The organism is Streptomyces sp. SUK 48 (assembly GCF_009650765.1).
Lineage (GTDB): Bacteria > Actinomycetota > Actinomycetes > Streptomycetales > Streptomycetaceae > Streptomyces.
In genome coordinates this window covers 1,476,553-1,488,523 of the sequence record NZ_CP045740.1, presented here as the reverse complement: position 1 = coordinate 1,488,523, position 11,971 = coordinate 1,476,553, and the positions used below count along the sequence as shown (strand labels likewise).

Here is an 11,971-nt window from a genome sequence, read left to right as displayed (position 1 = left end):
TCTCGTGTCGCTTCCGGTGCTCGTGCACAGCTCTCCTCACCACGCCGAGTCCTGCCCCACCCTCCCGGTGTACGACACAAACGCTCCGCCCGAACAGGGTGAAACGGGCAACGCGCGGGCAGCGTCACTGCCCGACCGGTCACGGATGCCACGGAGGTCAGGCGGTGCGCAGCGGGACCGGCAGATGGTCCCAGAGGTTGACATGGGACAGCCGCCAGCGGCCGTCGGACCAGTCGAGCGCGGTGATCCCGCAGTGATAGAGCCGGAGGCAGAAGACGTCGGACTCGGCGACCGCCCGGACGACCGTGCCGATCAGCCCGCCGTGGGTCACCGCGAGCACCGGCCGCCCCGACTCCTCGGCGCACCGCGTGAGTTCGGCGAGAGCGGTGCGCGCCTGCGCGCGGAAGTCCAGATAGCGCTCGGACAGGAGTCTGCCCCGGCGCCTGGTGAACGGCGCGCTGGACGAGGGAAGTTCGGCGGGGACCGGGAACTCGGCCTCCGTGAGCGTGTGCTGGACCCGGGCCGCCAGCCCCAGCGGTTCGCAGACGTACGCGGCCGTCTCGCGGGCCTGCGTCAGCGGGCTGGTCAGCACGCTGCCCACGGTCAGCGAGGTGTCGCCGTCGAGCCGCGCGCCGTCCGCGAGCCACTTCGCCAGCTGCCCGGCCTGGGTGTGCCCGAGCGGGCTGAGCGCGGAGTCCCGGCGGCGCCCCGGGCTCACCTGCTCCTGACCGTGCCGTACCAGATAGATCTTCACCGGACGTCCTCCACGAGCGGTTCCCGGCCGGTCCCAGGCCCTGCCGTCCCCGTCGTCTCCCCGGGAGAACCCGGCATGAGGGGCTTGCCCCGGGCCACGGTCCGGCCGAGCCAGAACCCGGCGAACTGGCTGGTCACGATGGACAGCAGCACCAGCGAGGTGAAGAAGTTCTCGTTGATCACGTGCGCGCCGAACGCCACGGAGGCGAGCACGATGCCCGGGCCGCCGCGCGCGTTCATCGCGACCGCGAGGTTCCGGGCCGCCGCCGGGGACTCGCCCGCCAGCCGGGCCCCGAGCCAGACGCTGGCCGACTTCACCAGGCAGGCCAGCGTCAGGAACCAGCAGAAGAACACCGGGTCGAAATGGTGCACCAGATCGAGCTTGACGCCGACGATCGCGAAGTAGACCGGCACGAAGAAGCCGAGCGAGACCTGGCGCAGCGTCTCCTGGGACCGCTCCGCCGCCGCCCCCGGCGCGCCCGCCACACACATGCCCGCCACCAACGCGCCGAAGATCGGATCGATGCCGAGCCCGCCGCACGCCGTGCACAGCAGGAAGACGACGACCAGACGGAAGGCGAGGGGGCTGCGCCGCTCCAGGACATTGGCCCGCGACCGCGACAGCCGTACGAACAGCCTCGGCCCGAGCCACAGCGACAGCGCGAGGAACAGCAGGGGTACGACGGTGAAGTAGGCGACGGTGGGCGCCAGTTCGCCCGAGCCGTACGACGCCCACAACCCGTAGGCGTCGGCGCCGCGGGCCTGCGCCATGCCGAGGACGATGGCGAGGACGACGTAGAGCAGGATGTCCTCGATCACGGCCACGGCCAGCACGATCCGGGCGAACAGGGTCCGCAGGATGCCGAGGTCCAGCATGATGCGGGAGATGACGGGGACGCTGGTGACCGCGACGGCCATGCCGAAGACGAGCGCGAGGGCGGCGGGCGAACCATCGGGCCCGGCCAGGTCGCCGGTGCGCACGGCGGAGGCGACGGCCAGCCCGGACGCGAACGGCAGGGCGAGACCGGAGATCGCGGCGTAGGCGATGGTGCGCCGTCCGCCGGACTCGCGGCGGGCGCGCAGCTCGGCGCCGGTCAGGTACACCAGCAGCAGCATGCCGAGCTGGTAGAAGGCGCCCAGCACGGACGCGGTGGCGCCCTGGGCCGGGAACAGCCAGTGCCAGGCCCCGGGCGCGAGCGCGCCGAGGACCGTCGGGCCGAGCACCAGGCCGCCCGCGATCTCGCCGATGACCTGGGGCTGGCGCAGGCGCGCGAACAGATGGCCGCCGAGATGGGCGGCGGTGAGCAGGACGATGAGCGCGAGGAGGAGATGGGCGACCTCAGCGGCTTCGAGGGACACGGCTCCTCCCCCCTTCCGGGTCTGTGCGGGTGTCTGCGGAAACCACGGGTGTCCCTTCTGCTCTGTCGGTCGTGCCTAGACCAAGACCACGCAGTCGTCGGAGCAGCCCGCGCCCGCGACGCTGACGATTCCCTCCCTTCCGTCGCCGAAGAACCGCGCGAACAGGCCGGCGGGGCGGCCGCCGAACAGCAGCGGCCCGAACACCGGTGCCACCTCGGTGTCGTACGGCTCGTCCACCCCGTCGGCCACCACCGCGAGCCGGCAGGTGCGCGGCGCCACGAACTCCTGCACCACGCTGGTGCCGGTCTCGGCCGCCGCCGTCACCGCCGCCGCCCACGCGGCCTGGTCCGTCTCCCGGCCGATCACGACCTGCCGGCCGCTCATCCCGATGCTCTCCTTGAGCACCAGCGACTCCCGGTGTGAGACGGCGAACTCCACCAGGTCGACCGTGCGTTCACCCCGGGTCGTCCACCGGTGGGACAGGACCCGGGTCCAGGGCAGATACCGGTCGACGAGGGCGCGTTCGGCCGCGCTCATCCACGGGCGGCCCTCCGACAGCAGCCCCAGGGTCAGCTTGCTGGACAGGAAGGTGGAGGTCTGGGTGCCGACCAGGAGGCAGCCGTGGTCCAGCGCGGCCTGCACCGGCGCGGTGTCGATGCCGAGTTCGGCCCAGTCCGGGAGGGTGAAGTCCCGCAGCCCCAGGGAGTACCGCAGGTGCGGCGGGCAGTCCCATGCCTCGTGCAGGTCCTCCGGTTCGAAGAAGCGGGCGAGCAGGCCATGGCGGCGGAAGTGGTCGACCTGGAGGTCGAAGTACCGGGTGTGGCCGCCCTGGTCGCGGGCGCTGCCCGCCATCGCCACCCGGGGCGGCAGCCCGGCCTCGGCGCAGAGTTCCCGGAACATCTCGGCACGTACGGTGAACGGGTGCTGGTACGCGAACGGCAACCGCCCCCGGGCATCGGTGTAGAGCCGCCGCCAGACCTCCATCCGGCAGTGGAACTCCACCGGCCCGCCGAGCGCGCCGCTGACGTTGAACTCCAGGAACCGGGGTCCGTCCGGCCCGATCACGATGTCCGGGCGGGCCACGCAGTCCGCGTACCGCTCCTCGGTGAACTGGTCCTCCAGGAACAGCCGTTGCTCACTGGCCGGCATGCGGTACGCGGCCAGGCGCCCCTCGGTGGTGGCCGCGCTCTCCAGGGCGGTGCGCCGCACCAGGTCGAGCAGGGCCCGCGAGACACGGAACAACTCGGCGTACGACGCGGTGGGCAGCGCGATCGGCGCGGCCGGCAGATGGGTCTGGTACCAGTAGCCCGTGTCCCGTATCTCGTGCCGCAGCAGGTCGCGGAGCGTCGCCGCGCCGGCCGCGGGCGCCAGCCGGTACCGGCCGAACCACGGGTGGCCCGTCACCGGCGAGGGATCCGCCTCCAGGAGCACGGTCATCCGGTTTCCTCTCCTTTCCTTCTTCTGATCACGAGCCGCCGGTCACGCGCCATCGCTTACGAGCCGCCGCGCACCGCTAGGGTGTGCCCGGCGCCGCCGCGAGTCCGGGCGCCCCGCAGGCCGTACACGCACCCGGGAGAAGGCCGTATGACACTGCGCCAGGTGGGCGAGAACGAGTACGTCGAGGAACACGGCGGCGACTACGAGGACTTCGCGCCGGGGATGGTGATCAAGCACTGGCCCGGGCGGACCATCACCGAGTCCGACAACACCTGGCTGACGCTGCTGACGATGAACCAGCACCCCCTGCACTTCGACAAGGCGTACGGCGAAGGCACCGAGCACGGACGGGTGCTGGTGAACAGCGGCATCACGATCTGCCTGATCAGCGGCATGACCGTGCAGGCGCTGTCCGCGCGGGCGGTGGCCAACCTCGGCTGGGACCGGGTCCGGCTGAAGGACCCGGTGTACGTCGGCGACACCCTGTACGCGACGAGCCGCATCCTCGGCAAGCGGCTGTCCAACTCCCGGCCGGGGCAGGGGATCGTCACCGTCGAGACGACCGGGCACAAGTCCACCGGGGAGACCGTCATCGTCTTCGAGCGGTCCTTCCTGGTCCGCTGCCGCGAGACGGCCTGACACCACCGCCCCGCACGCCATCACGCGGCGCCCGCGCACAGGGCGGCCGCGGCGGCGGTGTCCTCGATGGCCAGGCCCACCCCGCGGAACACCGAGGTACGGCCGTCCGCCGGGGCCCCGGCGCCGACCAGTTCGCCCAGCTCGCGCAGCGCCCCCGGACCGATCAGCCCGTCCGCCAGCGCGGCCCGCACCTCACCGGCCTCCGCGCACGCGGCCCGCCGCTCCTCCACGACGACGAGCGCGTCCGCGAGTAGCGCCGGATCGACCTCCAGGGCGTCCTCGTGGGTACCGCCGATCACGTTGAGATGCGCGCCCGGAGCCACCCAGCCCGCCTCGACCAGCGGCTCCCGCCCGCTGGTCGACGTCGTGGTGCAGACGACCGCGGCATCGGAGACGGCCTCTCGTACCGTGTCGCACACGGTCACCCGGAGCGCCCCGCCCGAGGTGTCCCGGAGCCGGCGCGCGAACTCCTCGGCGCGCCCGCGGGTACGGGAGAACACCCGGACCGTGCGCAGCGGGCGCACCGCGGCCACGGCCCGCACCAGGGCCCGTGCCTGCACCCCGGCGCCCAGCACGGCCAGGTCGGCGGCGTCCTCGGGCGCGCACAGCCGGGTGGCGAGCGCCGCGACCGCGCCGGTGCGGACGGCGGTCAGCTCGGCGCCGTCCAGCAGCGCGGTGATACGGCCGGTCGCCAGATCGGTGACCGCGACCAGCCCGTGGATCAGCGGCAGGCCGCGCTCCGGGTTGCCCGGCGTCAGCGTGGTGATCTTGACGCTGCCCACGCCGTGCCGCTCCCACACGGAGGTCGCCGCGAGCAGCTCCCCGCCCCGCTGGTGCGGGACGACCGTGCGCGGGGGAGAGGACGTACGCCCGGCGGACAGATCGGCGAGGGCCTCGGCGAGCGCGTCGACCACCCGCAGCAGCCGCTCGGTGCCCGCCATCTCCGCGGGCCCGATGAACACCGGCCCGCTCACGCGACCGGCCCCCGCGCGCTCAGTTCCGCGACCACGTCCCCGATCATGTCCTCCTGCCCGGCGATGGCCTGCCGTCTGCCGAGGGCGAAGAACACGTCACGGGGATCGACACCGGCGCGCCGGGACTGTTCGAGGACCTGGTGCTTGAACCCGGAGAAGACCCCGGCGAGACCGCTGACGATGCTCAGCGAGTCGGTCACCGGGGGCGCCGGCATCAGGGCACGCTCGGCGAACTCGGCGGCGTCCAGCAGCGCGTACAGATCGATGCCGGTGGTGAACCCGGTGCGCTCCAGCACCGGTACCAGCACCTCCAGTTGGGTGTTGCCCGCGCCCGCGCCGAAGCCGCGCGCACAGCCGTCGATGATCCCCGCGCCCGCCCGCGCGGCCGCGACCGAGTTGGCCACGGCCATGCCGAGGTTGTCGTGCCCGTGGAAGATCACCGGCACGTCGACGGCGGCCCGGATCGCGCCGATCCGCTCGCTGACGTCGTCCGGCAGGAAGTGCCCGGCCGAGTCCATGATGCCGACCGCGCGCGCCCCGTGGCCGACGGCGCGGGCCGCCTGCTCGGCGAGTGCGGCGGGGGTGGCCATATGGCTCATCATCAGGACGCAGTGGGCCTCGGCGCCCTGCTCGGCGAGAAAGCCCAAGTGGCGTTCGGCGAGGGAGCTTTCGGTGCAGTGCACGCCGATCCGCACCACATCGGCGCCGTGCTTCAGGGCCCGCCGCAGATCGTCGCAGGTGCCCCAGCCGGGCAGCAGGAACACCGCCATCCGGCTGTGCGCGAGCGCCTCGCGCACGGTGGACAGCATCAGGTCGTCCGGTACGGCGGCCCGGCCGACCTGGACGGAGGAGGCGCCGAGCCCGTTGCCGTGCCCCACCTCCACCACCGGGACGCCCGCGGCGTCGGCGGCGGCCGCGTAGCCGCGCAGCGCCTCCGTGCCCAGCTGATGGCGCACCGCGTGCTGGCCGTCGCGCAGGGTGGGGTCGTGGATCACCACCGCGGTCACCGGCTCACCCCCTGCCGGGCGGCTGGGGCGAGCCGGACCGCGTGCTGCTCGGCGACCAGGACCGCGGCCGCGTCGATGAGGTCCAGGTTGCCCGCGTAGGCGGGCAGCACCTCGCTGTCGGCGGTCACTTCGAGGGTGACGGCGATCAGCTCGCCGCGCACCTCGCAGGCGCGCACCCGGTAGCCGGGCGCGAACTCCCGTACCCGCTTGGCCGCTTCGTCCACCACGGTCCGTACGGCCCCGATCTCGGCCCCGGGCGCCAGCGCGTGCACGGTGGTGCGGAAGGTCGCGGGCGGCACGGCCGGGCTGATGTTGAGGATCGCCTTGGTGTCGCCCACCCCGGTGAACGCGGTCAGCGCCTGCTGCGTCGTCGCGACGTACTCGTCCAGGTTGAGCCGGGTGGCCCGGCCCGCGACGCTGGAGGCGACGGTCGAGACGACCTCGAGGTAGCGCACGTCGAACCGGCCGGCGAGGGCGTGCGCCACCGGGACCGACGCCTGGCCGCCGCAGCTGATCAGGCTGACGTCGCCCTCGGGCGGCGCGTGCACCCCTGTCACGGTCGGCACCACCATCTGCCCGATCTTGCTCGGCGTCAGATCGATCAGCAGTGTGTCGAACGACCCCAGCAGCCGCCGGTGTTCGGCGTGCGCCCGGGCGTTGGTGGCGTCGAAGACCACGTCGAAGGGCCGGGGCGCGGCGAGGATCGCGCCGATCCCGTCCGCGCTGGTCGGACAGCCGAGCCCGGCGGCACGGCGCAGCCCCGCCGACTCCGGGTCGCGCCCGGCCACCAGCGCGCAGTCCAGCACGGCTGAACGGCGGATCTTGGAGACCAGGTCCTGGCCGATGGAGCCGGTGCCGATGACGGCGACCGAGATCCCCGGGCCGGTGTGCACCGCTCTGTCGTCGGTGACGCTCACCGCGCCACCCCCGACTCCGCACTCCCCGCACCGGCGGCCCTTGCACCGGTACTCCCTGCGCCCGCGTTCCTCGCACTGGTGCTCCCTGCACCGGCGCTCCCTGCACTGGTGCTCCCTGCACCGGCGGCCCTTGCACCGGTACTCCCTGCGCCCGCGCTCCCTGCGCCCGCGTTCCTCGCACTGGTGCTCCCTGCACCGGCGCTCCCTGCACCGGCGCTCCCCGCGCCGACAGCCCCCGGACCCGCCGCTCTCGGACCCACCGTTCCCGGACCCGCCGTTCCCGGACCCGCCCCTCCCGGAGCCACGCCTCCCGGGCCCGCCGCTCCCGCGCCCGTCGGTGCGAACCGCGCGTTCCACGCCTCCCCGCGCTCCACCGTCATCCGCGCGCGGCGGGCGAACGGCGGTCCGACCATGGCGCCGTCCAGCAGCGCCACACCCCCGTCCGCCGCCCGGACCGCCTCGGTGACCCGGCGCGCGTGGCGCAGTTCCGCCGCGTCGGGCCGCAACGCCCGGTTGATGGCGGCGAGTTCGCCGGGATGCACCGCCACCTTGCCGTGGAAGCCCAGCTCGCGCACCCGCTCGATCTCCTCGGCCAGCACCTCGGGCGCGTCGAGCCGAAAGTTGGCCGTGTCGACACAGGCCGTGCCGTACCGCGCGCAGGCGAGCGCCATCGCCTGGCGGGTGGCCAGCAGACCGGCCCAGGTGATCTCGATGCCCAGGGTGGCGGCCAGATCCGCCGAGCCGAGGATCAGCCCGTCGGCGGCCCGCGCGATCGCGTCCACCGCGTGGGCGCCGGCCGGGGTCTCCAGCGTCACGTAGATCTCCGGGTGCGCCCCGGCCGTGGCCAGCATGTCCCGCAGCAGCCGTACCTCGACGGGCGAGTCCACCATGGTCATCACCACGATGCCGGGGCACACCGGCGACTCGGCGAGCATCAGCAGGTCGCGTACGGCGTCCAGGGTGCCCAGCGGATTGATCCGCACCCCGGTGTTGGCCGGGACCGGCGCCTTCTCCAGCGCCACCCGGCACACCTGGCGCGCCGCCTCCTTGCCGGGCGGCGGAACGGCGTCCTCCAGGTCGATCAGATGCACGTCGGCGTCGTACGACCACGCCTTGGCGACCACGTCGAGGGAGAGCGCGGGCGTGTACAGGATGCTGCGCGGCAGCGCCCGGGTGGCGTCGGTCATCGTGCCGCCTCCCCGGGCGCGGGTATCGCGGGGGAGGCACCGACCTCGGTGAGGACCGCGCACAGCGCCCGGACCTGCTCCGCGGTCTGGCCCGCGCGCATCATCACGCGCAGCCCCGCCGTGCCGCGGGCGACGATCGGGAAGAACACCGGGGAGACGTAGAACCCGGCCTCGAAGACCCGCCGTCCGGCCTCGATCACCGTCTCGTCGCTCATCGGCACCAGCCGGATCGGGTAGGTGCTGCCGGTCTGCTCCGTGTGCACGAGAGAGTCGAAGAGTTCGATGTTGCGGTACAACCCGGCCTGGAGAATCCCCAGTTCGGATGTGCGGTGGATCTCGGCGGAGGCGAGGCCCGCGCCGACCGCGGCCGTGTTCAGCAGCTGCGAGTAGTTCAGGGCGCCGCCGAAGCGCTCGATGACCCGCAGCGTCTCCTTCGCGTATCCGTCGAGCACGATGGCCGCGCCGCTGGTGCCGAACGCCTTGTTCAGGGTGACCACCACGATGGTGCGTTCGTCCAGCACCGGGCTGTGCGTGCGGACGTACCCGACGCCGCGCTCCCCGTAGGCGGACAGCGAGTGGGAGTCGTCGTAGTAGACCAGCAGACCGTAGCGGTCCTGGAGTTCGGCCAGCTCCTTGACCGGCGCGTAGCCGCCCAGGCTGTCGCTGCCGTCGCACACGTAGGCCACGCGCGCGTACTTCCGGCACGCGTCCTCGAGGAAGTCGAGGTCGTGGTGGGGCGAGGTGACGACCTCGGTCTCGTCGGCGCAGACGGGCTTGAGGTTCGCCATGGAGACATGGGCGTTCTTGTCGAAGACCATCAACGGCCGCGTGCCGTCGCCCAGATGCCCGGAGGCGATCAGCGGCAGCAGCCCGAACGTGGCCGTGCTGGCCGCGATCGAGCACACCACCTGCGCCCCGAACAGCTCGCCGAGGGAGTCCTCCAGCTCCAGCATGGCCGGGATCTGCACCCGGCTGCGGGCGATGCAGTGGTCCAGGACGCCGTAGCGGCGCATCGCGTCGAGCCCGCCCTCGATCACCTTCGGATGGGAGTCGAGGTCGAGGTAGGAGCAGCAGCTGAAGTTGACGAACTCATGGCCGTCCGGGACGAATGCGTGTCCGGCGGTGGCCCGCAGCACCCCGGAGTCCAGGTCGGCCACGATGCCGGCCAGGCCGTTGCGCTCCGACATGTCCCAGAACGCGTTGCCGATGCCGATGAGTTTGTCGTTGTTGCGGTACCGGTGGGTGGGGGTGATGGTGATGCGCTCGGTCATGACGCCGCCTGTGCCGGTTCGTAGTTGTAGACGCCCTTGAGCTTGCGGAAGACCGCCGTGTAGAGCGCCACCCCGAGCACGTACGGACGGCGCAGGATCTTGGGGTCGCGCAGCCAGAAGTTCACATTGATGTTCATCGCGTCCAGCGACTCCGCCTGGTGCCACCAGCCCAGCGGAAGGTAGAGCATCTGCCCCGGCTCCAGGACGACTTCACGGCGCCGGGCGAGTTTGGCCGCGATCCTCGGATAGCGCGCCGGGTCCACGTCGTCGAAGTCGAAGACCTGCGACTTGTCGCCGAACCCGCGCTTCAGCGAGCGCGGGTAGTACGCGCGCGAGCCCGGCGGCGCCATGACGAACCGTTTGCGGCCCTCCAGGGCGATGTTGAAGTTCTCCAGCTCGTCGAAGTGGCTCTGGGTGAACACCCCGCGGTGGCTGATCCACAGGTTGGCCGCGTTGAGGGCGCGCCGGTAGTCGAACAGCTTCCCCGCGTCGAAGCCGAGGATCGTGTCGACGTCACCCGGCCGGTCGCGGATGTTGGACACGACGCGGTTCCAGGTGCTCGCGTCGTTTCGGTACGTGTCGTCGGCGAAGAACTCGGCGAGCCGGATCTCCCTGGTGGTCCAGCGCTCGGGGTTCCGCTTGTCGCTGGGCTCGGTGAACAGGGTGACCGGCAGCTCCTCGAGCAGCTCGGCCACCCCCTCCTTGCCCATGCCCCTGGTGCCGCCCGGCAGGGTGATCACCACGGGGACGTCCGCACGGATCAGGGCGTCCCGCCCGAAGGCCGTGAACTCCTCGAACGACAGCCGGGGAACGGGCAGACCGCCGAGGCCGCTCTTCGCCGGGACAGGCTCGCTTGCGTCCACAACTCTTCCCTCTCCGCTCATTGTTCCTGCACCGCCCATTCCGCGGCGGGCTCCACCGCGGGCCGCTCACCGCGCAGCGCCGGCTGCCCGAGGACGGCCAGCGCCAGGGCGAACAGCCCGCCGCCGACGCCCGCCCAGGCCCCCGCGGCGGAGCCGAAGGAGTCGGTGAGCCGGCCCCCGGCCGCCGTGCCCGTGGCGATGCTGAGGGCGCCCGCGCTGGTGAGCCACGAGAATCCCTCGGACAACGCGCCCTTGGGACAGACCGATTCGAGGAGTGTGCTGCCCGCGATCAGCCCGGGTGAGATCGCGACCCCCGCGAGGACGGCGAGGAAGCCCATGACGAGGGGGGAGGGGGCGAAGGCGAGCGGCAGCACGCCCAGCGTGAGCACGCCGCACGTGACCGTCAGCAGACGGGCCTGGGACAGACGCCAGTTGACGGCGCCGTAGACGGCGCCCGCGAGCAGGCTGCCCACCGAGATCAGGGCCAGGAACACACCGCCGAGCCCGGTCGCGTGCTGCTCCTTGGCGAACGCGATCATCGTGACGTCGACCGCGCCGAACTGGAAGCCCATCCCGGCGTAGCAGAGCATCAGGATCCATACGCCGGGCACCTTGATGGCGCGCTCGGTGCTTTGTCCCGTCGCCCCCTGCGGGGCCGGCTCGGAGCGCCGGTGCAGCGCGACGGCGACCGACCCGGCCAGCGTCAGCAGCCCGCAGGCGACCAGCCCGGCGGCCGGGTGCACGGCCGACGCCAGCACGGTGACCACGAGCGGGCCGAGCAGGAAGATCGTGTCGTCCAGGACGGACTCCATGGCGTACGCCGTGCGCAGCACGTCCGCCTCGGCCATCACCGCCCAGCGCGCCCGCATGAACGAGGTGAACGACACCGAGGTGCAGCCGGTGGCCACCGCCGCCAGGATCATCAGCACCAGCGGGGCCTTGAGCGTGATCGCGAGGAGCAGCAGCGTCATGCCCGCGATGTGGGCGACGCCCGCGGTCAGCAGTACCCGGCGCTGGCTGATCCGGTCGGCGGTGCGCCCGAGCAGCGGGCTGACCACACCCTGGGCGAGCAGCATGGCGGCGGCCACCGTGCCCGCCTCGGCCATGGAGCCGGTCAGCGCGGAGACGAGCATCAGGATGCTGATGGACCGCATCGCGATCGGGGCCCGGCCCACCACGCCCCACAGGGCCAGGGGCGCGGCGCCGGGTAACCGGAGCAGTCTCAGATAGGAACCGAACCCCGAATGCGACCCCGAAACGGCTGCGGACACAGCACTCCTGTCGGCGTGAAATAGGCCATCTGGAAAGCTCTGGCAAATTCGGGCCGGAAACTCGGTTCCGCCACATGTCGGGAAACTAAACGCTTCCCCGCCGACCGTGCCGATCTGGCGCGCCCCCGCCCGCTGCCGTGCCGTGGTGATAGTAGGGTGATCACCGCGGGGTGTCAACGGCTTATATTTGTGGCGTGAGTTGGGAAATGTGACTCCGGTTCCGGGACACGGATCCGGCTGTTCCGGACTTCCTGTGCGAGGGTGAATTATTTCCCCATACGATGACGGCCGAC

Annotated in this window: 11 protein-coding genes; 1 reads left to right on the top strand and 10 read right to left on the bottom strand. The window is 72.3% G+C overall.

All coding sequences use genetic code 11. The features are described from left to right. Nucleotides 1-157 precede the first annotated feature (157 nt). The 3 genes from GHR20_RS06370 to GHR20_RS06360 form a co-directional block, all read right to left on the bottom strand. Nucleotides 158-754 (bottom strand): histidine phosphatase family protein, encoded by a 597-nt coding sequence (locus tag GHR20_RS06370; RefSeq protein ID WP_153812572.1) that lies wholly within the window; start codon nt 752-754, stop codon nt 158-160. After that, nucleotides 751-2,112 (bottom strand): cation:proton antiporter, encoded by a 1,362-nt coding sequence (locus GHR20_RS06365; protein WP_153812571.1) that lies wholly within the window; start codon nt 2,110-2,112, stop codon nt 751-753. The genes GHR20_RS06370 and GHR20_RS06365 overlap by 4 nt, the downstream gene beginning before the upstream one ends. 75 nt (nt 2,113-2,187) lie before the next feature. After that, entirely contained in the window at nt 2,188-3,549 is a 1,362-nt protein-coding gene (locus GHR20_RS06360) for a hypothetical protein (RefSeq protein WP_153812569.1), read from the bottom strand. 147 nt (nt 3,550-3,696) lie between these two features. Between GHR20_RS06360 and GHR20_RS06355 the strand changes: the two genes are divergently transcribed. Beyond that, on the top strand, nt 3,697-4,188 hold the full coding sequence (locus GHR20_RS06355; protein ID WP_153812567.1) for a MaoC family dehydratase: 492 nt from the start codon (nt 3,697-3,699) through the stop codon (nt 4,186-4,188). A gap of 20 nt (nt 4,189-4,208) precedes the next feature. Here the strand turns inward: GHR20_RS06355 and GHR20_RS06350 are convergent, their stop codons facing one another. From GHR20_RS06350 to GHR20_RS06320, 7 genes are all read right to left on the bottom strand, one after another. Further along, nucleotides 4,209-5,162: an ornithine cyclodeaminase family protein gene (locus GHR20_RS06350; protein ID WP_153812565.1), complete on the bottom strand. Its 954-nt coding sequence runs from the start codon at nt 5,160-5,162 to the stop codon at nt 4,209-4,211. After that, nucleotides 5,159-6,169 (bottom strand): 4-hydroxy-2-oxovalerate aldolase, encoded by a 1,011-nt coding sequence (gene dmpG / locus GHR20_RS06345; RefSeq protein WP_153812563.1) that lies wholly within the window; start codon nt 6,167-6,169, stop codon nt 5,159-5,161. The genes GHR20_RS06350 and dmpG overlap by 4 nt, the downstream gene beginning before the upstream one ends. Next, on the bottom strand, nt 6,166-7,086 hold the full coding sequence (locus GHR20_RS06340) for an acetaldehyde dehydrogenase (acetylating) (RefSeq protein WP_243877955.1): 921 nt from the start codon (nt 7,084-7,086) through the stop codon (nt 6,166-6,168). Before GHR20_RS06340 ends, dmpG begins: the two co-directional genes overlap by 4 nt. Continuing rightward, the gene (locus GHR20_RS06335; protein ID WP_153812561.1) at nt 7,083-8,273 is read right to left on the bottom strand and encodes a CoA ester lyase; all 1,191 of its coding nucleotides are present in this window, start codon (nt 8,271-8,273) and stop codon (nt 7,083-7,085) included. The genes GHR20_RS06340 and GHR20_RS06335 overlap by 4 nt, the downstream gene beginning before the upstream one ends. Beyond that, complete coding sequence (locus GHR20_RS06330; protein ID WP_153812559.1) at nt 8,270-9,544, bottom strand: aminotransferase class I/II-fold pyridoxal phosphate-dependent enzyme; 1,275 nt, start codon at nt 9,542-9,544, stop codon at nt 8,270-8,272. The genes GHR20_RS06335 and GHR20_RS06330 overlap by 4 nt, the downstream gene beginning before the upstream one ends. After that, nucleotides 9,541-10,362, bottom strand: coding sequence for a cupin-like domain-containing protein (locus GHR20_RS06325; RefSeq protein ID WP_243878305.1), 822 nt, complete (start codon nt 10,360-10,362; stop codon nt 9,541-9,543). The genes GHR20_RS06330 and GHR20_RS06325 overlap by 4 nt, the downstream gene beginning before the upstream one ends. 62 nt (nt 10,363-10,424) lie before the next feature. Beyond that, entirely contained in the window at nt 10,425-11,678 is a 1,254-nt protein-coding gene (locus GHR20_RS06320) for an MFS transporter (RefSeq protein ID WP_243877954.1), read from the bottom strand. Between the last annotated feature and the right edge of the window lie 293 nt (nt 11,679-11,971).